This window comes from Collinsella sp. AM13-34, assembly GCF_003473055.1.
GTDB lineage: Bacteria > Actinomycetota > Coriobacteriia > Coriobacteriales > Coriobacteriaceae > Collinsella.
The window spans coordinates 54,747-74,820 of record NZ_QRLE01000008.1; the positions used below are offsets into that span (position 1 = coordinate 54,747).

The following is a 20,074-nucleotide window of genomic DNA, read 5'->3' on the forward strand; positions in this document are numbered from 1 at the left end:
TTCGCGCCGGGCAAGGGGTTATCGGATTATTGAGGACGCGCGGTCAGCTTGCGGCGGCGCGGGGAAGGTCACTCGTCGAGCAGGAGGTCCGAGGAGCCGAGGCGCTCTTCTCGCGCCGGGGCGGCGCTCACGCTTATGTAGTCGAAGACATATGCGATCTCGCTTACGGGAACCTCTACGCGATAGCGCGTCGAGATGCTCGAGAAGCTCTGCCTGAAGGACTCGATGAAATCGGCGCGTTCCTCCTCGAAGCGGTCCTGGCCAACGTAGGTCTCAATGGGGTTTCTGGTAACAAGGCGCTCGACGAGACAGCAGAGGTGAACGTAGAGCCCAATGATGGCGTTGCTGCCGATCTTCTCGCCTGTCCTGCGCTGAAGCTCGTGCACGGCGCTCTCGATCTCATGGAATAGCCGCTCCGGGTCGAGGATGGTGATGGAGCGGATGACGTTCTGCAGCGTCATGTTCGAGAGCAGCTTCTCGTGGAAAGAAGAGAGCTCGGAAGCGTCAAGCCACCTGCCGAACACGGCATCAACCTTAGAGGCGGACGCCGTCGACATGATGTCCTCGAGGGCGACGAAGGGGACGGAGGCGACCCCGGGGTCTCCCGTGCCGATGACGGCGCAGACGCGGTGCTCGGAGAAAACGGCGTCGTTCGACCCGTTCGCGACGAGCTGCTTGAAGGGCCTCGTGAGCAGGCGCGCGCCTATGGTGCGCGGGAGGCTCTGCGAGACGAGCTGGCGTATCCTCTCCGCGGCGTCGACCCCGGACTCGGAGCAGAAGACGATGGCGTCCTCACGGTTGACGCGCTCGATCACCTTGCAGTGCGTCACGCACGCGGCGGTCGCATCGCCAAGAATCTCGGCGATGGACTTGCCGCCGAGCAGCCCGACCCCGATCTCGAGCGCAAGACCGGTAGAGACGTTGTTCACCACGCCGATAGTGGAGTCGGTAACGTTCTCGAGGGCCTTATAGGCCTCCTCCAAGGAGCCCATGTCGACGAGGAACACGACCCCGGTGCAGTAGGAATGGCGGTCGACGAGGCGCTGGAGCGGACCGACGATGTCCTTCAGCTGCTGGTCGTAGGGCATGTCGACAGCCTCGTACACATGCATGCCGAGCATACGGTTCGCCGCGTCGGCGATGCTCGTCGCCGTTGAGTAGCCGTGGGACAAGATGACGCAGAGCGTCCGAAGGGTCTTCGCATCGCGAGACTCCGATGCGACGCACAGCGTCAGAAGCGTCTTCGTGAAGTGATCGAGCGAGATTCCCAGCGCCCCTTCCACGTCTGCGGCGACCTGATCGGAGACACTCGAGGCAAACGGCAATTCGGAGGTCACGGCACCGAGGAGATGGGAGATTTGCTCCGCACAGGCAGACTTTCGCTTAGCCAGGCCGATACCCGGCCACAACTGCAGGCAAATCTCCTGGGCCAGTAGAAAAGCGACCTTCCTCGAAAGCTCGATGCCATAAGAAGAGCCTGCGTCGGCAAGGACCGCGCCCACGACGCGCTCGAAGGCGCGCGACCTCGAGGAGGCGACGCCGTGGTCGAAGATCAAGTGATCCTCAACGCCGCGCACAGCGGAGACAGCTTGCGAGACAAGCTCGGAGACAGAGAGCTCCCCGGCGCAGAATCGCTCATCGAGGGAGCACAGGGCATCGAGCGCCTGCTCGACCGGCCCTGTGCTCTCGGCGGCATCCAGAGACGCGTCGATCAGAACGCCATCGTCGGGCTGTTGATCGATCTGCGCGGAGGAGAGGAGCCCGCTGGGAAGAAGATACGGGCGAACGACGACGTAGTCGCCCTCGCGATTGAGGAACGCTTTGGCGCAGCAGTTCGTCACGCAGGCGCGCAAGCCGGCGATGTTATCGGAAAAGTCCGCGTTCACGAGGCAACGGTATGCGCCGCGGCTGATCTTCACATCAGAACCGATTCGGCACCCCTCGCTGCGCAGGAAGCTCAAGATGAGATCCTCGCGCTCCTCGGGGGTCCGCTCCTTGAGTGAGGGGACGCGGGCACAGATGGGCATTTTGCTGTAGGCCGAGGAAACCTTCAGGTCATCGGCGGAAAGCGTCGTCGAAAGAACGAGGCGAGCGCGCGGCGCATCCTGGGAGGCATCGAGCCCGAGGGCCGTCGCAAGGCAGTGCTCCATCGCAGAGGGAGAGAGTGCCTCGATGCCGTTGACAAAGACCACACCCCCGCGCGCTTTCGCGATCGACTCGTCAAGAAGCCCGTTGAACGAGGCGGCGTCCGGGACCCCGGCGCAGTCGATGCGCACATAGGAGGAGTCGCGGGACAGCAAGCCCTGGTTCTTGCCGTACTCGTACACAAGGCGAGAAAGGAAAGACTTACCGACACCCACGCCGCCGCTCAAGAGGATGGGCAGGCCAAACGGAGGGTACTGAACCGCAGCCTTGCACTGCTCGACAACGGAGCTGAGGCTCATGTCGAAGCCCACGGCACGCGCGAAGTCGCGGTGATCGGCGATTCCCGTCGCCTGGATGAGGTCGGCGAGCGAGGCGTACTCGCTTGCAGAGAGCTTTACCTGAAAACGCTTCTGGAACGCGCGGCGATGAAAATAACGGACAGGCCTGCCCGCCACCTTAACCACAAGACCGGCGCGAACAAGGTCGTTGAGGTACTGGCTCGCCAGGCTCCTGGAGATGATGAGCGTCTCGGCGATGTCGGAGGTGGACAGACGGGCAAGGTCGTCGAGCGAGACGGCAGAGGTGAGGGCCTCGAGATGCTCGAGAATCCTGTCCCTCATGTCGACGGGTTTCTTTGCCAAGCTGTCCTGTGTGGTCTTGTCCATGACTTCTTACCTCCTCGTACAAGGAGTATAAGGGGAGAACAGAGAACGGAAGGGGGCGCGTGGGGGAATCAACAGCTCCGAGGAAAAGTCCACCACTTGAGGGGCAGAAAACAACGGCCATTGAACATTCAGGGCCGACGCTCAACACTTCGGCTCGACACTTCGCTTTGGAAAGGGCCCCGGCGCGCAGGGCCTAAAGCTTAACCATGCGCGCGGCGATGCGGGCGCAGTCGCAGGCGGCCTTCTTCTCGAAGGTGTTGTAGTCGACGACCCGGCCCTCGGCGCAGGGCTTGTCGCTGATGGCGCGCACGACGACGAGGGGCACGCCGTTGAGATAGGCGGCCTGCGCGATGGTGCAGCCCTCCATCTCGCAGCACAGGTCGCCGAAGGTCGCGAGGATTCGCTCCTTCTGTTCCGCGGGCGAGACGAACTGGTCGCCGGAGACGACGCGGCCCTTGAGGACCTTAATGTCGGGGGCGACGGCGGCCGCGGCGGCGCACGCCGCCAGCAAGGGCCGGAACGGATCGCGCAAGATCAAGGCGTCGCCCGGGAGGTCGGGCGTTACCGTCAGCCGGCGCCGCGTCTGCCGCATCATGAGGGAGAACGGCCTGGCCGGCGCATACGGCAGGAAGAGGTTCAAGGTGCACCCCGGGGCGGTCAACGAGGCCGACGTGTCGAACGTCGTCGCGCGCGGCTTCGGCGGCAGGGCGCCGTGCACCCATATATGCAGCGACTTGGCCTGCGTGCGCGTCGGGACGTCGTGGAGCTACGTCTGCCTGCTCGTCGACCTCTGCAACGGGGAGATCGTCGGCCACTCCGAAGGACCGAGGAGGGACGCGCGAGCTCCGAGCCAAGCTCTTGGATTACGTGCACTGGTACAACAACTTCAGGATCCACTCGACGCTGGGCTACATGTCGCCGGTCGAGTTCAGGGAGGCGGGGCCGTCCCTCCCGGAATCGTCCAAATAAGTGTTGCCAATCCATAGCCAATCCAGCCATCATCTCCGCGAAGGCGGACGTCAGGAAAAGCTCGGCTTGAGCTCGGTCGGACGCGGTCTGTGGGGCATCATTCAGGCTCAGGGGGTCTCCTTGTCTTCTTCGGTCGCAACCTGAATGATAGGGACGGCCCCTTCTCTCTTTCCCCTTCGTTTTCGACGCGTCACCCTCTCGGCGGGCTTAAGGCCCGCGCTCGCGGGTGCAGGGGCTACGCCCAAACCCCAAAAACGTAACGCCGTGCTCGAAGCGTTTCCGGACGTCAGCGTAATCTCAAATCCCGTTCGTCAACTCATGGGCAAGCCACCTGAGACTACTCATTTCTCCTACTGGCAATGAAGACCTGCGACCTGCAGTTTTGCAAACTGCTTGAAAGCCACCTGCGTTGATTCACTTCCTATTGCAGCTGGCGGCTTGCACGCGAAAAGGCATTTAAGTTTCAAAACGGGCGTTTTCGGCGCTATCGAGCCTCCAAAGGCATCCCGCCGCGCCCTTTGGGACAAAAACAAAAACTCAAAGCCCTGAGTTCGAAAATAGTTTTTGGAGTTGTCCCGACTTTTGTCCCCGAAGCCGACGAAACGCGACAGGGTGTCACCTGGCGGCACTCGATTCGAGACGGCACCGAAAACTGGATGCAACCGGAATGACGGGACGGCAGAACCGAAGCCATCGAGTGGGGATAGAAAAAGGCCCGGGTGCCGTGGCATCCGGGCCTTTGCTAGCAACTTGATGTTGCGGGCAGCTTAGAACTTGTGACCGCACTTCTTGCAGACGCGCAGCTTGTTCTTGCCGTCCTTCTCGTGACCGACGCGGGTAACCTTACCGCACTCGGGGCAGACGAGATTGACGTTGGAGGCGTCGATGGGAGCCTCCTGCGAAACGATGCCGCCCTGCTGGTTGGCAGCGTTGGGCTTGACGGCCTTCTTGACGACCGAAACGCCCTCGACAACGACCTTGTTCTCGGCGGGGAGAGCACGCAGGACAACGCCCTGCTTGCCGCGATCCTTACCAGAGAGAACCTGGACCTTATCGCCCTTCTTGATATACATATATCTCCCCTAACTACAGGGTCTCGGGAGCGAGCGAGACGATCTTCATGTACTTCTTGTCACGAAGCTCGCGAGCGACGGGCCCGAAGATACGGGTGCCGACGGGCGAACCATCGTTGTTGATGACAACGCAGGCGTTCTCATCAAAGCGAATGTAGGAGCCATCCTTGCGGCGGATCTCCTTAACGGTGCGAACGACGACGCAACGGACAACGTCCTTCTTCTTGACGTTGGCGCCAGGGGTAGCCTCCTGGACAGCACCGATGAACACATCGCCGATGCCTGCATAACGACGCTTGGAACCGCCAAGCACCTTGATGCAGCGAATCTTGCGAGCGCCGGAGTTGTCGGCGACGTTCAGCATGGTTTGCATCTGAATCATGGTAGATGTTCCTCCGAACTAAGAACCGAAGAGAGGTGCGCAGCCTTTATACGGCCCGTGGTATGCAAGCCAGGCATACGCACATCTTCGGAAACGTACAAGTCGTAAGAGCGACTGCTTATTTAGCGCGCTCGACGACCTCGATGAGGCGCCAACGCTTCATCTTGGACATAGGACGGGTCTCCATAACGCGGACGGTATCGCCCACGCCAGCCGTGCACTCCTCGTCGTGAGCGTGCAGCTTCTTGGAGCTGGTCATCATCTTGCCGTACTTGGGGTGACGCTTGCGCTCGGTGATGGTGACAACAATGGTCTTGGCACCGGAGACGGAGGTAACGACACCCGTACGGACCTTACGCGAGTTACGCGAATCAGTCATGTTCTCTCCTTAGGTCCTACTCGGCGACAGCGGACTTCTCCGCTGCGATCTCGCGGGCGCGCTGCTCCGTGAGGACGCGAGCGATGTCCTTCTTCACGGTGTTGACGCGAGCGGTGTTGTCCAGCTGGCTGGTGGCCATCTGGAAACGAAGGTTAAAGAGCTCGGCGCGCATTTCCTTCAGCTTCTCAACGAGCTGAGCGTCCGAGAGCTCACGAATCTCTGCGGGCTTCATTAGTTCTCCTCCTTGGCGGCGGCGGCGTCCTCAGCAGCCCACTTGGCCTCGAGAGCGGCCTCCTCAGCCATCTCCTTCTCGATGCGCTGCTCAGCGTTCTTGGCAGCAACAATCTTGGTCTTGATGGGAAGCTTGTGCTGTGCAAGACGCAGAGCCTCGCGAGCGACCTCCTCGGGCACGCCCTTGACCTCGAACATGATGCGGCCGGGCTTGACGACGGCCACCCACTCCTCGGGGTTACCCTTACCAGAACCCATGCGAGTCTCGGCAGGCTTCTTGGTGATGGGCTTATCGGGGAAGATCGTGATGTAGACACGACCGCCACGCTTCATGTAGCGGGTCATGGCAATACGAGCGGCCTCGATCTGACGGTTGGTGATCCAATGGGCCTCGAGAGCCTGGATACCAAACTCGCCGAAATGCAGCTCGGTATTACCCTTGGCCTGGCCCTTCATGGAGCCACGCTGCACCTTGCGGTGAAGAATACGCTTAGGGGCAAGCACTACTGACCCCTCCTCTCGGAGTTACGACGACGAGGACGGGAAGAGCCCTCGAGTGCAGGGTTGGGAACAGGCTGGCCCGGGAGCTTCTCGCCCAGGTAGATCCAGACCTTCACGCCGCAAGCGCCCATGGTGGTGCTGGCGACAGCCGTGCCGTAGTCGATCTTGGCACGGAGGGTGTGCAGAGGCACGCGACCCTCGCGGTACCACTCACGACGGCCCATCTCGGCACCGCCGAGACGACCGGAGCACTGGATACGGATGCCCTTAGCGCCGGCCTTGCGGGCAGACTGGACAGCCTTGCGCATAGCGCGACGGAAGGCAACGCGGCCCTCGAGCTGCTCGGCGATAGACTGAGCAACGAGGTTGGCGTCGAGCTCGGGGCGCTTGATCTCGACAACGTCGACGGAGAGCTGGCCCTTGGAGACGCCAGCGACCTTCTCGAGCTCGGTGCGGAGGGTATCGATCTCGGCACCCTTCTTACCGATGACAACGCCGGGGCGAGCGGTGAGGATGATGACCTTCACCTTGTCGCCAGCGCGCTCGATCTCGACGCGGGAGACAGCTGCGCGGGAAAGACGCTTCTCGAGGTACTTGCGGATCTCGAGATCGTTACCGAGGGTCTTAGCGTAATCCTTCTCTGCGAACCAGCGGGAGCGCCAGTTCTCGGTGATGCCAAGACGGAAGCCGGTGGGGTAGACTTTCTGACCCATACAGCTTTACGCCTCCTTTCGAGGAGCAACGACGACGGTGATGTGGGAAGTACGCTTCAGAATGCGAGAAGCGGAACCCTTGGCGCGGGGACGGATGCGCTTAAGCGTCGGACCCTCGTCAACATAGGCAGCGGCGACAACCAGGTTGTCGGCACGCAGACCGTTGTTGTTCTCGGCGTTCGCAACGGCGGAACGGAGAACCTTCTCGACATCCACGGCGACGGCGCGGTCGCAGAAGTGGAGGATGTCGAAGGCCTGAGCGACAGGCTTGCGGCGGATCAGATCGACCACCAGGCGGGCCTTGCTGGGGGAAACACGCACGTACTTAGCGACGGCGCGAACCTCGGTGGCCTCAGTTTCAATAGACTTAGTTGCCATTTACGGTTAACCCCCTATTTGGCCTTGTGGCCACGGAACGTACGAGTCGGCGCGAACTCGCCGAGCTTGTGACCAACCATGGACTCGGTAACATACACGGGCACATGCTTGCGGCCGTCGTGGACGGCGATGGTGTGACCAACCATCTCGGGGAAGATGGTGGACGCGCGGGACCAGGTCTTCACAACGTCCTTCTTGCCAGCCTCGTTCATCGCGGTGATACGCGAGAGAAGGCGAGTCTCCACGAACGGGCCCTTTTTGAGACTTCTGCTCATAAGTGCTTTCTCCTAAAACTCGGTATCCGAAATTACTTCTTACGGCGACGAATGATGTGCTGGTTCGAGACCTTCTTCTTCTTGCGCGTACGAAGGCCCTTCGTCGGCTTACCCCAGGGGGTAACAGAGGGACGACCAGAGGTGTGGTTCTTGCCCTCGCCACCGCCGTGCGGGTGGTCGACAGGGTTCATGACGGTACCGCGGACGGTCGGGCGCACGTTCATGTGACGCTTACGGCCGGCCTTGCCGATGACGATGTTGGCGTGATCGGCGTTGCCGACCTCACCGACGGTGGCGCGGCAGGTAACGAGGATGCGGCGCATCTCGGAGGAAGGCATACGGACGATAGCGTACTTGCCCTCCTTACCCATCAGCTGGCAGGAGTTACCGGCGGAACGGGCGATAGCAGCGCCCTTGCCCGGCTGGAACTCGACGGCGTGGATGAGCGTACCGACGGGGATGTCGGCGAGGGGCAGAGCGTTGCCCGGCTTGATGTCGGCGTCAGAACCGGACATGATGGTCTGACCGACCTCGAGGCCCTTGGGGGCCAGGATGTAGCGCTTCTCACCGTCAGCGTAGTGCAGCAGAGCGATGCGAGCGGAACGGTTCGGATCGTACTCGATCGTGGCAACCTTGGCGGGCACGCCGTCCTTGTTGCGCTTGAAGTCGATCACGCGGTAACGACGCTTCACGCCGCCGCCCTGGTGGCGGGTGGTGATGCGGCCGTTGTTGTTACGACCGGCCTTCTTGGGCAGGGGCTCGAGAAGAGACTTCTCGGGCTTGGTGCAGGTGATCTCAGAGAAATCGGAGATCGTCTGCCAACGCCTACCAGCGGAGGTCGGCTTAAGGTGCTTTACAGCCATTACAATCCCTTTCAATAGGAATCCGTTAGCCATCGCAGACAGGGATTCGAGGTTCTGCCTCGGGTGCGATGACACCGGACGTATACACGGTTCCGGGCGTGTCCATTTTATACGCCCGAAACCTTGAGCTCTCGCCTCCCCTATTTGGGAGGCATGAGCTCACTCAACAGCAGCGAGTCTTAGGCCTGGTTGCCAAAGACCTCGATGGTGTCGCCCTCGGCCAGCGTGACGATGGCCTTCTTCCAAGAACGGGTCTTGCCGGCGACATAGCGCACGCGCTTGGTCTTGGGCTTGACCGTCAAGGTGTTCACGCGAACGACCTTGACGCCGAAGATCTCCTCGACAGCGTCCTTGATCTGATACTTGTTAGCATCCTTGGCGACCTCGAACGTGTACTTGTTCTGCTCCATGCCGGAGAAGGAACGCTCGGACACGATCGGACGGATGATGATCTCGTGGGCGGTCATTTATGCAAGCACCTCCCCGAAGTGAGCGGCGATGTCGGCGGGCATCAGCACAGCGTTGTTGTTGACGAGATCGTAGGTGTTGGCCTCGTCAGCGGTGATGATGAACGTCTTGGGAATGTTGCGGAACGACAGGTAGGCGTTGACGTCCTCATCGCGAACGATGATGGTCAGACGCTTGCCCTCAAGGCCGAGAGCCTTGAGCATGGCGACGGCAGCCTTGGTGGAAGGCTTCTCGAAGCCGTAGTCGTCGACGAGCACGAGCTCGCCATCGGCCAGCTTGGCGGACAGCGCGGAGCGCATAGCCAGCTTGACCTCCTTGTTGTTCATACGCTTAGCGTAGGAACGGGGCTTGGGGGCGAAGACGACGCCACCGTGACGCCACTGGGCAGCACGGATGGAACCCTGGCGGGCACGGCCGGTGCCCTTCTGACGCCAAGGCTTCTTGCCGCCACCGGAAACCTCAGAGCGACCCTTAGCAGACTGGGTGCCCTGACGCCAAGAGGCCATCTGGCACTTGACGATGTGGTGCATAACGTGGATGTTCGGCTCGATGCCGTACACCTCAGCGGCGAGCTCGGCCTCGGCGACCTTCTTGCCCTCGCTGTTCTTTACTTCAAACTTTGCCATTTAAGTGTTCTCCTTGGTATGACGCTGGGCTAAATGGGCTGGGCCCTTAGGCCATACGGATGGCGACGAGACCATTCTTGGCACCCGGGACAGCGCCCTTGACCAAGATGAGGTTCTGCTCGGCATCGATGCGGACAACGGAAAGGTTCTTGACGGTAACGCGCTCGTTACCCATGTGACCGGCCATCTTGACGCCCTTGAGGACGCGCGCAGGATAGGCGCACTGACCGATAGAACCGGGGTGACGCTGGAAGTGAGAACCATGCGTCATAGGACCGCGGCGCTGACCCCAGCGCTTGATGCGACCCTGGAAGCCCTTACCCTTGGAGGTACCGATGACGTCGACCTTCTCGACATCAGCGAAATCAGCGACGGTGACGACCTCGCCGACCTTGTGCTCCTCGCCGTTCTCGACGCGGACCTCACGAAGGAAGCGGACAGGCTCGACGCCAGCCTTGGCGAAGTGACCAGCCATGGGCTTGTTCACGTTCTTGGCCTTGATGTCGCCGAAACCGATCTGGACGGCGTCATAGCCGTCGGTTGCCTGAGTTTTAACCTGCGAGACAGCGCAGGGGCCAGCCTGGATGACCGTGACGGGAACGACGTTATCGTTCTCGTCCCAAACCTGGGTCATGCCAATCTTGCGGCCGAGAATCATGCTGATCAAGATATGATCCCAACTCTCGCGTGGTCTTGGGACAATGCGTACACCACCGAGCGTACGCCCCTAGAGGACCACTACTTACACGACGTGCTCCCCAGCCTTGTATTTCGCCCGGACTACCTGACAACCCTATTAAGCAGGCATTTTGTCCAGCCAGAATACTCCCCTGGTTACACACAGCTGTTTAGTATACACGGCTGCGGGCGTATCCATCGAGATTCATATTTCACTCACATTGTTTACGCAGGTAAAGTGCGTGGCACGTTCCCAGTGTGCGGCGGAGGGGGCGGGCCTGAGACATATTAAGGTTGCTGCTCTACAGTCCTGCTCACGACGGAGAGCACATTAAGTGCTCTCCTGTTCGTGCGGAACTCGCGACAACCTTAATATGTCTCAGGCCCGCCCCCTCCGCCGCACATTGGGAACGCCACGTTGATGTCTGCTAAACCTTGCTCGCTCAGGCTAATGACTTTGTTGGGGGTCCACTATTTGCTGGAGGGTGAACTTGCATTGCATTGGCTCGCCCTCTACTTGTGGCTCCGCCTCATCAAAATCGAAAATCATGATGGCGCAGTTGGGGAGTTTTGTTGGGAGCTCGAAGCCCTCTGGGGCTGCGGCCTTGATGAATTGGCGGCTGGCGCTTCCGTGGCTTACTGCTAGGAGGGTTTCGATGCCCTCAGCGCCCATGAGATTGGTGAGGGTGCCTACCATGCGCTCCTGCAGGGCATGACTTCCTTCTCCTCCAAAGGGAACCAACTCCTCACCTGGATCCCAGACGTCGGTGGGTAGCGCGTCGTGGGGGCCTTCTTCGAAGGTGCCGTAGCTGCGTTCGATGATGCCTTCGCAGGGCTCGACTGCTGCATCCCGGCCGAGGAGTTCGGTTGCGACGAGACTTGCCGTGTCCATGGCTCGGCCTAAGGGCGAAGAGACCACTTTGTCGGGAACGACGTTGTGGGCTTTGAGCCACGCGGCTGCCATCCCGGCTTGCTGACGACCCAGGTCGGTCAGCGGTGAATCGCAGCGGCCCTGGACCAGCTTTTTGACGTTGAACTCCGTCTGACCGTGGCGGAGTAGATACAGCTTCTTCATGCTCTCCCCTTCTGCATAACCTGCTTTGCCGGCACAGCCTTACTCGTGGGTATGCCCTACGTAGTCTTCGTCGATCGTGATCTTGGCAATCGACTTGGGATATTCCGATTCGACCCGTTGTGTCAGCGCGTGCTTTAAGTCTTCGGCACTCATCTGCAGATCCGAGGGACGCACGCAGTCAAAGATCACGTTGGTGTGCGTGGGGCCCGGAACACAGCGTAGGTCGTGGATCGAGAGGCGGCTATCAATCTCTTGAGCCATAGCGTTGATGCGCAGACGCATGCTCGCCACCTTTGGATCGTCGGTCACGATGGGATCGTAATGGAGCGTGACGATCATGCCGTCTTCGACCCTAAACGACTGCTCGATGTTATCGAGCGTGTCGTGACTTTCCAGCGGGCTGGCCTCGGCTGCCATCTCGGCGTGAGCGCTTGCGAACTTCCTGCCCGGGCCGTAGTCGTGAACCATCAAATCGTGAACGCCCAAAACGCCGGGGTAGCTCATGATCTTGTCTCGAATGTGCTTGACCAGCTTTGGATCGGGTGCCTGGCCCAAAAGCGGGCTCACCGTATCCTGGATGAGCTCAAAGCCGCTCCAGCCAATATAGGCGCCAACGGCAAGGCCGACCCATGCGTCAAGATTGATGTGCGTCACCTGCGAAACAATTGCGCACGCCAGCACAGCACCCGTAGCTAGGACATCGTTCTTTGAGTCCTGAGCGGTCGCATGCAGCGTCTCGGACTCAATGCGATCGCCGAGCTTTTGGTTGAGGGCCGCCATCCAGAGCTTAACAATCATCGAAAGCACCAAGACTGCCACCAGGGCAAGCGAGAACTCGACAGGTTCGGGGTGGATGATGCGCTCAACCGAGGACTTCACCAGCTCAACGCCAATCAGCAGCACGAGCGCCGCCACGACCAGACCCGAGAGATACTCGTAGCGGCCATGTCCGTAAGGATGCTCGGGGTCGGCCGGCTTGCCCGCCAGCTTAAAGCCAAGCACGCTCACGATGTTCGAGCTGGCATCGGACAGGTTGTTCATGGCGTCCGCCACAATCGAAACCGATCCCGACAGCACGCCAATTGCACCCTTCGCAGCGCAAAGCGCAACATTGGCGAGAATACACACTATGCCCGTCAACGTTCCCACGCGCGCACGGTCGCCCTGCGCACGACGAACAATCCACTCGACCATCCTCATCAGTCCCCACGGTACTACCTATATATCTATTGCTCAAACGGATTGTAGTGTAGCCACTTTGTCCTCCAGATACAAAAAGGCCGCAGCCCACACGGGCCGCAGCCTTGGAATATGACAAAGGAATCGTCCTTTTGTCGCACAGATTTATGCGCTTGCTTCAGCAGCGCTCGCCACTGTTTCGAGCGAATCAGCTTCGTCTTCTGCCGCCTGCACCTTTGTCGGCACCACGCCAAAGCAGTAGCTCAGCGCCGCAGACACCGCAAATGCTGCGCCGCCGGCAGCGCAGCACCACAGCAGATTCGAGATGCCGCCCGTGGCAAAGCCAATGACCATAAGAACATTCGTCATACCGATAGTATAAGCCGTAACGTGGCCTACGGCCGCAACAAGGCCTCCGACGGCGCCGCCAACGGCCATGCACGTCAGACACCTGCCATATTTAAAGCCGCATCCGTACAGCGCTGGCTCGCTTACGCCGCCAAGAATACCCGAGATTGAATAGCCCAGCATGAGCGCCTTCTCGTCCTTATCCGCAACGCGGAGCGACGCGCCAAAGGGCATACCCCAAACGGCGAACGTCGCCATCGTCGCAGCGATCAGAATGCACGAATCCGTTCCCACACTCATAAACTGCGCATAGGCGAGCGATAGGACAACGTTGCTGACACCCGCGATCTTAAGAAACTCCCAACCCGCGGCAAGCCCCATAAGCGTGAGCAGCGACACGATGCCACCGGAATTGCCAAGCATAAACATAAGCTGTCCCAACAGCATGCCCAGATAGCTGCCCGCCGGCGCCGTAATACACAGCGAGACCGGAACCATGACGAGCATGGTTGCAAACGGAACAAACGAAAACGCCACGGCCTTAGGGATAACGCGCTGGAAGAAACACTCCACTCGCCATAGCACGGGTACCGAGATGAGAACCGGAATAACAGTCGTTGTGTAATCGTTGACCGGCGCGGGAAGCAGACCATACACGAAAGTCATAGATGCCCCCGTCGTCGATGCGGCATCGACGAGCTTAAGCAGATCGGGCGCAATCAATACGCCGCCCAGCATCATGCCCAGCTGCTCCGAGCAACCGAGCTGGCGGGCGGCCGCCCAACCAAGATAAATGGGCAAAAAGTAGTAGCCGGCGTTATAGAGCCAACTGTAGAACAGGCGATAGATTTCGGAATCGGCAGACCACAGGCCCAGCATGCCTTCGCCCATAATGACGGCGGCGGTGCGGAACAACGCCGCGCAAACAATAAACGGCAGCGCCGACATCATGCTTTTGGACAGATAGTCCACCACGGCCATGGCGTTTGATGAAACCGTCGTTGTAAACGAGGTGTTAGAAACTTGTGACATGGAACGCCTTTCCCAATGTGACATGCGGGCTGTCCCTTTGTCACATCGTGCGGTACTGACCGATTGCGCGGTACTTTTCGTAGCGGAGGTTTGTGAGGGTCGCGTCGTCGAGCTGCTCAAGCGTATCGAAGGCATCAAATGCCGAGGACATGACGACACCGGCGATCTCCTCATGCGACAGGCCCCTATCGTCAACAATGCCGTCGATGATGCCGAGCGCCAACAGATCGGGGGCCGTGAGCTTAAGCGCCTCAGCGGCCTCATTCGCGCGCTCGGTATCCTTCCACAGGATCGACGCACAGGCCTCGGGGCTCACGACCGAATAGGCCGAGCTCGAGAGCATCAGGATGCGGTCGGCCACGGACAGCGCCAGCGCGCCACCAGAGCCGCCCTCGCCTGTCACCACCGAGACAATCGGCGTCTTAAGGCCGCTCATCTCCATGAGATTCTGGGCAATCGCCTCGCCCTGGCCGCGCTCCTCGGCACCGATGCCGCAAAACGCGCCCGAAGTATCAACCAGGCACAGAACCGGCCGACCAAACTTTTCGGCCTGGTGCATCAGGCGACGTGCCTTGCGGTAGCCCTCGGGATGTGCCATACCAAAGTTGCGACGCATGCGCTCTTTGGTCGTGGTACCGCGCTCGATGGCGATGACCGTTACGGGGCGTCCGTCTTTCCAGCCAATGCCAGCCACCACAGCGGCGTCGTCGCCAAAGTAGCGGTCGCCGTGCAGCTCTACGAATCCGTCGAGACCCAACGAGATCATCTCGCCTGCCGTGGCGCGGTTCGCCGAGCGAGTCTGTTTGACGATTTCGAGCGCGCTTTTTGGTGCGGCCGAGCGCTTAAACAAGTGTCCCAGCTTTTTGTCGCGACGACCCGTATGCACGATCTCATGCGGTGCCCCCAGGCCGGGCGCGTGCCCTTCGTGCAGCGCCAGCAGCTCGCCTACCGTGAGCGCAATCTCACCACGCGGAACAACGGCATCGCAAAAGCCGTGCTCCAGCAAAAACTCGGAACGCTGGAATCCCTTGGGCAGACGCTTGTGCATGTTCTGCTCGATCACGCGCGGGCCGGCAAATGCCGTCAGGGCATCGGGCTCGGCCAGGATAATGTCGCCCTCCATGGCAAAGCTCGCGGTTACACCTCCGGTCGTGGGATCGGTGAGCACCGTGATATACAGGCCGCCCGCCTCGCTGTGGCGCCTAACCGCTGCAGAAATCTTGGCCATCTGCATGAGCGAGGTCACGCCCTCCTGCATGCGGGCGCCGCCCGATACGGTAAAGCCAACGACCGGCAGCCCCAACTCGGCCGCGCGCTCAAAGACACGACAGATCTTCTCGCCCACCACGGAGCCCATTGAGCCCATCATAAAGTTGGCATCCATAAAGAAGAGCGCGGTATCGCAGCCGCAGATTTTGCCCCTGCCGCACACAACGGCATCGCGCTCGCCCGAACGCTCGCTCACGCTCTTAAGCTTGTCGGCATAACCGGGAAACGAGAGGAAGTCCTTCGACGCCAGATTGGCATCCCATTCCTCAAAGGTACCCGCGTCGACCGTCATGCGCATGCGCGCGCGACCGCTCACGCGAAAGTGTTTGCCGCAACGAGGGCAGACCTCGAGGTTGTCGTGCAGGCGCGCCTCATCGATCACACGGCGGCACTCCGGGCATTTGACAAACACGTGGCGCGCGGGGAACTCGGCGCACGACTCGGTTATCGGCCCCTCAAGGACATTGACCGTCTTCGCTTTTCTATTCATCAGCATAGAGATGCCCCATCAGATCGGTGTGATACATGCCCGACAAAAACTCGTCGTTTGCCAGCACGTCGAGCTGAAGCTCGCTATTTTCGCTCACGCCCTCAATCACGAGCTCGCCCAGGGCCGAGCGCATCTTGCGAATGGCACCGTCACGCGTGGGCGCGCACACGATGAGCTTGCCGAGCATGGAGTCGTAGTACGGCGGAACTTTCGCTCCGGTAAACATGGCGGAATCCCAGCGCACGCGCGGACCACCCGGCACACGCAACGCGGTGACCGTTCCACATGACGGTAGAAAGTCCGGCGTTTCGGCATTGATGCGGCACTCCATGGCGTGGTTGCGGACCGGTACGTCCTCCTGCTCAAAGGGCAGAGGCTGGCCGGCAGCCACGCGCAGCTGCCACTTAACCAGGTCGGTATCGGTCACAAACTCCGTAACCGGATGCTCCACCTGCAAGCGCGTGTTCATTTCCATAAAGTAGAAATTGCCGTCATCTGAGTACAAAAACTCGATGGTGCCAGCGCCCTCATAGCCAACGGCACGAGCCAGGTCGCGCGCGGCCTTGTGCATGCGCGCGCGAATATCATCGCGTCCGTCGAGGCACGGCGCGGGGCTCTCCTCGATCAGCTTTTGGTTGCGGCGCTGCACCGAGCACTCGCGCTCGCCGAGCGAAAACACATGGCCCTGCTTATCGGCCATAATCTGTACCTCAACGTGATGCGCCGGCGCAACGAACTTCTCCATGTAGCACTCGCCGTCGCCAAAAACGGCCTCACCCTCGGCACGCGCCTCGATGAACGCCTTTGCCGCATCTTCCACGCGCTCGACCTTGCGAATACCGCGACCGCCGCCGCCCGCGCGCGCCTTAATAAGCACGGGGCAGCCGATGCGCTCGGCCTCGGCCGTTGCTTCCTCGGGGCTTTTGAGCAAATCGCAGCCCGGCACGATGGGCACGCCCGCAGCAGCGGCCGTTCGGCGTGCGGCGTCCTTGTCGCCCATGCTGTCGATCACCTCGGCCGAAGGACCGACAAACGCCAGACCGAACTTGTCGCAGTCGCGCACGAAGCTCGCCTTCTCGGAGAAAAAGCCATAGCCGGGATGAATTGCCTTAGCTCCCGACTTTACGGCACAGGTGAGCACGGCATCGTCGTTGAGGTAGCTCTCGGCAAGACGCGGGCCGCCGATGCAATACGCCTCGTCGGCAAGCTGCACGTGCAGCGCGTCCGCATCGGCCGTGGAATAAACGGCGACGGTCTTGATGCCCATATCGCGGCACGCGCGGATAACACGGACCGCGACTTCGCCGCGGTTGGCGATGAGCACTTTGTCGAACATGAAGCCTTCCTTAACTTTCGTGCACGAGTGCAAAAGACATATCGGCGCGGCAGCAAACCTCACCGTTGACGCTCGCAGTACCCGTCGCAAAGCGGAACGGCCCGCGCGCACGCGTGATGGAGCACACTAGATCCACCGTGTCGCCCGGGCGCACCGGACGCTTAAAGCGCACCTTGTCCAGACTCGTGTAGAACGGCGTCGCGCCGCGCGCCTCCTCATCGCCCATCAGCAGCACGCAGCAGTTCTGGGCGAGCATCTCGCACTGAATCACGCCGGGAACGACCGGGTTTCCCGGAAAATGTCCCTGCAAAAAGTACTCGTCGCCTGTAATCGTGATCTTGCCGTGGGCCTCGTCGCCCACCAGCTCGGCTTCGTCGAGCAAAAGCATCGGCTCGCGATGCGGTAACAGCCTCTTGAGCTCTTCTTTGTTCATGGATATCACCTATCCGATCCTCATGAGGCAGCTGCCAAACTCCACGAGGTCGCCGTCGGCCACGCAGATCTCGAGCACCTCACCGTCTGCCTCGGCCGACACCTCGTTGAGAACCTTCATGGCCTCGATGATGCAGAGGGTCTCGCCGGCCTTGACCTTGGAGCCCACGCGCACAAACGGCTCGTCGCCCGGCGCAGGGGCAGCATAGAAGACGCCCACCATGGGAGCAGTCACCTCGGTGCCCTTGGGCTCCGGCGCGGCGGCAGGTGTCTGCGTGGCGGGTTCCGGTGCGGCAGGCGCGACTGTGGGAGCTGCAACTTGAGCGGCCACGGCACCCGGCATAGGCATGGGCACGGCAACCGGCTGCGCCACACTCGCGCGCTCGAGTTCGACCGCGGTGCCATCGGGCTCCTCAACGCGTACGCGCGTGAGGCCGCGGTCCTCCATCACATCGGCTATCTCGGCAAGTCTTTTGGAATCCATGCTCTAGCTCCTCGTATATCTACGCAGCGCGATGGCGGCGTTGTGCCCGCCAAAGCCCAGGTTGGTCGAAAGCGCCCAGGTAAGGTCGGCGCGAACCGCGCGATTGGGCGTGTAATCAAGATCGCAGGCGGAATCGGGCGTGTGGTAGTTAATGGTCGGCGGCACCACGCCCTGCTCGAGTGCCATGGCGCAGGCCATGACCTCGATGGCCCCCGTGGCACCGATCATGTGCCCCGTCATCGACTTGGTCGACGAGACATGTGCGGCGCGCGCCGCGTCCTCGCCGAGCGCTCGCTTAATGCCCGCCGTCTCGGACGAATCATTAAGCTTGGTCGAGGTGCCGTGGGCATTGATGTAGAGGCCCTCGGAAGGCTTGACGTCGCCCTCGGCCACCGCCAGCGATATCGCGCGGGCAATGCCGGCGGCCTCGGGATCGGGACTCGTGATGTGATAAGCATCATCGGTGTTGCCGTAGCCCACGACCTCGGCATAAATGTGCGCACCGCGCGCCTGCGCATGTTCCATGCTCTCGAGTACCAGCACGCAAGCGCCCTCGCCCATCACAAAGCCGTCGCGGTCTGCATCGAACGGGCGGCAAGCCGTCGCAGGATCGGGGTTGGTGGTCAATGCGCGGCAGGACGTAAAGCCTGCAACGGCATCGGGGATAATGGCCGCCTCGGCGCCGCCCGCGAGGATCGCGTCGGCATAGCCGTGCTTGATGGCGCGGAACGCCTCGCCCACCGCATGGGCCGAGGTCGCGCAAGCAGTCACGACTGGCAGGGTCGGTCCCTTTGCCTTGTGGCGGATCGCGATATTGCCCGAAGCCATGTTGGGGATCATCATCGCAATCATATAGGGCGATGCGCGGCGAGGTCCACGATCGGCGATCGTGTGGACGTTGTCGACGAGCGTCGTCATGCCGCCCACGCCCGAGCCCACGTAGACGCCCAGGCGCTCACGATCGATGGCGCCTTCGACATCAAAGCCCGCATCGTGCATTGCCTCGTCCGAAGCCGCCATCGCAAACTGAACGCAGGGGTCCAGATGCTTGGCGTCACGCTTGCCAAAGTACTCGTTGCCGTCAAAGCCCTTGACTTCGGCCGCCACCTTGACGGTAAACGCATCGGTATCGAAGTGCGTGATCGGGCCGATGCCACAGGTCCCGGCGCACATGGCCGCCCAGGTGGCAAGCGCGGTGTTGCCGAGCGGCGATACGGCACCGATGCCGGTGATTGCAACTCTCTGTTCCATCATGGTCTCCTCATCCAAGCCGTTCTTCGGCCCTGGTTTCTACATCGCCATTCCGCCGTCGACGCGCACGACCTCGCCCGTAATGTAAGCAGCCGCATCGCTCGCTAAAAAGCGCACCACGCCGGCCACTTCCTCGGGACGTGCCATGCGCTTAAGGGGAATCTGTTCCTCGGTTGCCGTACGCACCTTCTCCGAGAGCTTTGCCGTCATATCTGTCTCGACAAACCCGGGGGCGACCGCGTTCGCTCGTACGCCACGAGGCGCAAGCTCGCGCGCCACCGCCTTGGTAAGCCCTATCACGCCCGCCTTGGAAGCAGCGTAGTTGGCTTGCCCGGCATTGCCCATCAGGCCCACGACCGAGCTCATGTTGACGACGCAACCGCCGCGCTGGCGCATAAAGGTCTTGGTGAGCGCGCGCGTCATATTGAATGTTCCCTTGAGATTGACATCGAGCACGCGATCGAATGCGTCATCGCCCATGCGCATGAGCAGGCCATCGCGGGTGATGCCGGCGTTGTTGACGAGCGCCCAAATGGAACCAAAGTCGTTGAGGACCGCTTCCACGCACGCGTTGACGGCAGCGGGATCGGCCACGTCGCATTGATATGCGCGTGCCGTGGCGCCAACCGCCTCACAGGCTTCGCACGTCTTGCGCGCCGCATCGACGCTGCCGGCATAGACGACGGCGATATCAAAGCCGTCCTCCGCCAGACCGACAGCGCAGGCGCGGCCGATACCCCGCGAGCCGCCCGTGACCAGTGCCACGCGACGTGAGTCGTTGCGCTCGAGCGCGCCGTTGTTCAAGTTGCCCATGTCATTCCTTTCGGGTTAC

23 protein-coding genes and 1 pseudogene are annotated in these 20,074 nt (G+C 61.1%); 1 reads left to right on the forward strand and 23 read right to left on the reverse strand.

The window, feature by feature from the left end; all coding sequences use genetic code 11:
* Positions 1 to 68 precede the first annotated feature (68 nt).
* Both DW151_RS04690 and DW151_RS04695 read right to left on the reverse strand, forming a co-directional pair.
* Positions 69 to 2,810: a PRD domain-containing protein gene (locus DW151_RS04690; RefSeq protein WP_118334710.1), complete on the reverse strand. Its 2,742-nt coding sequence runs from the start codon at positions 2,808 to 2,810 to the stop codon at positions 69 to 71.
* 193 nt (positions 2,811 to 3,003) lie between these two features.
* Entirely contained in the window at positions 3,004 to 3,348 is a 345-nt protein-coding gene (locus tag DW151_RS04695) for a 5'-methylthioadenosine/S-adenosylhomocysteine nucleosidase (protein ID WP_233502308.1), read from the reverse strand.
* 329 nt (positions 3,349 to 3,677) lie between these two features.
* On the opposite strand from DW151_RS04695, the gene DW151_RS10750 reads away from it, so the two are divergent.
* Positions 3,678 to 3,779: an IS3 family transposase gene (locus DW151_RS10750; protein WP_231501554.1), complete on the forward strand. Its 102-nt coding sequence runs from the start codon at positions 3,678 to 3,680 to the stop codon at positions 3,777 to 3,779.
* Positions 3,780 to 4,546: 767 nt separating this feature from the next.
* Here the strand turns inward: DW151_RS10750 and rplX are convergent.
* The 21 genes and pseudogenes from rplX to fabG all read right to left on the reverse strand — a co-directional run bounded on the left by rplX (position 4,547) and on the right by fabG (position 20,055).
* Positions 4,547 to 4,852 carry a 50S ribosomal protein L24 gene (gene rplX / locus DW151_RS04705; RefSeq protein ID WP_006235043.1) on the reverse strand — a complete coding sequence of 102 codons (306 nt, stop codon included), beginning with the start codon at positions 4,850 to 4,852 and terminating at the stop codon, positions 4,547 to 4,549.
* Between the two features lie 13 nt (positions 4,853 to 4,865).
* A complete protein-coding gene (gene rplN / locus DW151_RS04710; protein WP_006235041.1) occupies positions 4,866 to 5,234 on the reverse strand; it encodes a 50S ribosomal protein L14 in 369 nt (122 codons plus the stop codon).
* A 118-nt stretch (positions 5,235 to 5,352) separates the two neighbouring features.
* A complete protein-coding gene (rpsQ, locus tag DW151_RS04715) occupies positions 5,353 to 5,613 on the reverse strand; it encodes a 30S ribosomal protein S17 (protein ID WP_006235040.1) in 261 nt (86 codons plus the stop codon).
* 16 nt (positions 5,614 to 5,629) lie between these two features.
* Positions 5,630 to 5,845: a 50S ribosomal protein L29 gene (gene rpmC, locus DW151_RS04720; RefSeq protein WP_006235039.1), complete on the reverse strand. Its 216-nt coding sequence runs from the start codon at positions 5,843 to 5,845 to the stop codon at positions 5,630 to 5,632.
* 107 nt (positions 5,846 to 5,952) lie between these two features.
* Positions 5,953 to 6,348: pseudogene (gene rplP, locus DW151_RS04725) on the reverse strand (50S ribosomal protein L16); the annotation flags it as partial.
* Positions 6,348 to 7,058: a 30S ribosomal protein S3 gene (gene rpsC, locus DW151_RS04730; RefSeq protein ID WP_006235037.1), complete on the reverse strand. Its 711-nt coding sequence runs from the start codon at positions 7,056 to 7,058 to the stop codon at positions 6,348 to 6,350. The gene rpsC and the pseudogene rplP, both read right to left, overlap by 1 nt.
* A gap of 6 nt (positions 7,059 to 7,064) precedes the next feature.
* Complete coding sequence (gene rplV / locus DW151_RS04735) at positions 7,065 to 7,436, reverse strand: 50S ribosomal protein L22 (protein ID WP_006235036.1); 372 nt, start codon at positions 7,434 to 7,436, stop codon at positions 7,065 to 7,067.
* 14 nt (positions 7,437 to 7,450) lie between these two features.
* Positions 7,451 to 7,711 (reverse strand): 30S ribosomal protein S19, encoded by a 261-nt coding sequence (gene rpsS / locus DW151_RS04740; RefSeq protein WP_006235035.1) that lies wholly within the window; start codon positions 7,709 to 7,711, stop codon positions 7,451 to 7,453.
* Between the two features lie 32 nt (positions 7,712 to 7,743).
* Positions 7,744 to 8,574, reverse strand: a complete 831-nt coding sequence (gene rplB / locus DW151_RS04745) for a 50S ribosomal protein L2 (protein WP_055250219.1) — start codon at positions 8,572 to 8,574, stop codon at positions 7,744 to 7,746.
* Between the two features lie 179 nt (positions 8,575 to 8,753).
* The gene (gene rplW / locus DW151_RS04750) at positions 8,754 to 9,041 is read right to left on the reverse strand and encodes a 50S ribosomal protein L23 (RefSeq protein ID WP_006235033.1); all 288 of its coding nucleotides are present in this window, start codon (positions 9,039 to 9,041) and stop codon (positions 8,754 to 8,756) included.
* Complete coding sequence (gene rplD / locus DW151_RS04755) at positions 9,042 to 9,668, reverse strand: 50S ribosomal protein L4 (RefSeq protein WP_006235032.1); 627 nt, start codon at positions 9,666 to 9,668, stop codon at positions 9,042 to 9,044. It abuts the gene before it with no gap.
* Positions 9,669 to 9,714: 46 nt separating this feature from the next.
* Complete coding sequence (gene rplC, locus DW151_RS04760) at positions 9,715 to 10,335, reverse strand: 50S ribosomal protein L3 (RefSeq protein ID WP_089572481.1); 621 nt, start codon at positions 10,333 to 10,335, stop codon at positions 9,715 to 9,717.
* A gap of 459 nt (positions 10,336 to 10,794) precedes the next feature.
* Entirely contained in the window at positions 10,795 to 11,421 is a 627-nt protein-coding gene (locus DW151_RS04765) for a histidine phosphatase family protein (protein ID WP_118334712.1), read from the reverse strand.
* A 39-nt stretch (positions 11,422 to 11,460) separates the two neighbouring features.
* Complete coding sequence (locus DW151_RS04770; RefSeq protein ID WP_233543351.1) at positions 11,461 to 12,615, reverse strand: cation diffusion facilitator family transporter; 1,155 nt, start codon at positions 12,613 to 12,615, stop codon at positions 11,461 to 11,463.
* 150 nt (positions 12,616 to 12,765) lie between these two features.
* Positions 12,766 to 13,980 (reverse strand): PTS transporter subunit EIIC, encoded by a 1,215-nt coding sequence (locus DW151_RS04775; RefSeq protein WP_118334715.1) that lies wholly within the window; start codon positions 13,978 to 13,980, stop codon positions 12,766 to 12,768.
* Positions 13,981 to 14,020: 40 nt separating this feature from the next.
* The gene (accD, locus tag DW151_RS04780; RefSeq protein ID WP_118334717.1) at positions 14,021 to 15,745 is read right to left on the reverse strand and encodes an acetyl-CoA carboxylase, carboxyltransferase subunit beta; all 1,725 of its coding nucleotides are present in this window, start codon (positions 15,743 to 15,745) and stop codon (positions 14,021 to 14,023) included.
* Complete coding sequence (locus DW151_RS04785; RefSeq protein ID WP_117647602.1) at positions 15,732 to 17,075, reverse strand: acetyl/propionyl/methylcrotonyl-CoA carboxylase subunit alpha; 1,344 nt, start codon at positions 17,073 to 17,075, stop codon at positions 15,732 to 15,734. Before DW151_RS04785 ends, accD begins: the two co-directional genes overlap by 14 nt.
* A gap of 10 nt (positions 17,076 to 17,085) precedes the next feature.
* Complete coding sequence (fabZ, locus tag DW151_RS04790; protein ID WP_118334718.1) at positions 17,086 to 17,508, reverse strand: 3-hydroxyacyl-ACP dehydratase FabZ; 423 nt, start codon at positions 17,506 to 17,508, stop codon at positions 17,086 to 17,088.
* 9 nt (positions 17,509 to 17,517) lie between these two features.
* A complete protein-coding gene (gene accB / locus DW151_RS04795; RefSeq protein WP_118334720.1) occupies positions 17,518 to 17,991 on the reverse strand; it encodes an acetyl-CoA carboxylase biotin carboxyl carrier protein in 474 nt (157 codons plus the stop codon).
* A 3-nt stretch (positions 17,992 to 17,994) separates the two neighbouring features.
* Positions 17,995 to 19,242, reverse strand: coding sequence for a beta-ketoacyl-ACP synthase II (fabF, locus tag DW151_RS04800; protein WP_117629228.1), 1,248 nt, complete (start codon positions 19,240 to 19,242; stop codon positions 17,995 to 17,997).
* A 39-nt stretch (positions 19,243 to 19,281) separates the two neighbouring features.
* Positions 19,282 to 20,055, reverse strand: a complete 774-nt coding sequence (gene fabG / locus DW151_RS04805; RefSeq protein ID WP_089572490.1) for a 3-oxoacyl-[acyl-carrier-protein] reductase — start codon at positions 20,053 to 20,055, stop codon at positions 19,282 to 19,284.
* Positions 20,056 to 20,074 lie beyond the last annotated feature (19 nt).

Bases quoted from the DNA above. Each gene is read 5' to 3' on its own strand.
- DW151_RS04690 (WP_118334710.1), bottom strand. From the start codon at position 2,810: ATGGACAAGACCACACAGGACAGCTTGGCAAAGAAACCCGTCGACATG.
- rplX (WP_006235043.1), bottom strand. From the start codon at position 4,852: ATGTATATCAAGAAGGGCGATAAGGTCCAGGTTCTCTCTGGTAAGGAT.
- rplN (WP_006235041.1), bottom strand. From the start codon at position 5,234: ATGATTCAGATGCAAACCATGCTGAACGTCGCCGACAACTCCGGCGCT.
- rpsQ (WP_006235040.1), bottom strand. From the start codon at position 5,613: ATGACTGATTCGCGTAACTCGCGTAAGGTCCGTACGGGTGTCGTTACC.
- rpmC (WP_006235039.1), bottom strand. From the start codon at position 5,845: ATGAAGCCCGCAGAGATTCGTGAGCTCTCGGACGCTCAGCTCGTTGAG.
- rpsC (WP_006235037.1), bottom strand. From the start codon at position 7,058: ATGGGTCAGAAAGTCTACCCCACCGGCTTCCGTCTTGGCATCACCGAG.
- rplV (WP_006235036.1), bottom strand. From the start codon at position 7,436: ATGGCAACTAAGTCTATTGAAACTGAGGCCACCGAGGTTCGCGCCGTC.
- rpsS (WP_006235035.1), bottom strand. From the start codon at position 7,711: ATGAGCAGAAGTCTCAAAAAGGGCCCGTTCGTGGAGACTCGCCTTCTC.
- rplB (WP_055250219.1), bottom strand. From the start codon at position 8,574: ATGGCTGTAAAGCACCTTAAGCCGACCTCCGCTGGTAGGCGTTGGCAG.
- rplW (WP_006235033.1), bottom strand. From the start codon at position 9,041: ATGACCGCCCACGAGATCATCATCCGTCCGATCGTGTCCGAGCGTTCC.
- rplD (WP_006235032.1), bottom strand. From the start codon at position 9,668: ATGGCAAAGTTTGAAGTAAAGAACAGCGAGGGCAAGAAGGTCGCCGAG.
- DW151_RS04765 (WP_118334712.1), bottom strand. From the start codon at position 11,421: ATGAAGAAGCTGTATCTACTCCGCCACGGTCAGACGGAGTTCAACGTC.
- DW151_RS04770 (WP_233543351.1), bottom strand. From the start codon at position 12,615: ATGGTCGAGTGGATTGTTCGTCGTGCGCAGGGCGACCGTGCGCGCGTG.
- DW151_RS04775 (WP_118334715.1), bottom strand. From the start codon at position 13,980: ATGTCACAAGTTTCTAACACCTCGTTTACAACGACGGTTTCATCAAAC.
- accD (WP_118334717.1), bottom strand. From the start codon at position 15,745: ATGCTGATGAATAGAAAAGCGAAGACGGTCAATGTCCTTGAGGGGCCG.
- DW151_RS04785 (WP_117647602.1), bottom strand. From the start codon at position 17,075: ATGTTCGACAAAGTGCTCATCGCCAACCGCGGCGAAGTCGCGGTCCGT.
- fabZ (WP_118334718.1), bottom strand. From the start codon at position 17,508: ATGAACAAAGAAGAGCTCAAGAGGCTGTTACCGCATCGCGAGCCGATG.
- accB (WP_118334720.1), bottom strand. From the start codon at position 17,991: ATGGATTCCAAAAGACTTGCCGAGATAGCCGATGTGATGGAGGACCGC.
- fabF (WP_117629228.1), bottom strand. From the start codon at position 19,242: ATGGAACAGAGAGTTGCAATCACCGGCATCGGTGCCGTATCGCCGCTC.
- fabG (WP_089572490.1), bottom strand. From the start codon at position 20,055: ATGGGCAACTTGAACAACGGCGCGCTCGAGCGCAACGACTCACGTCGC.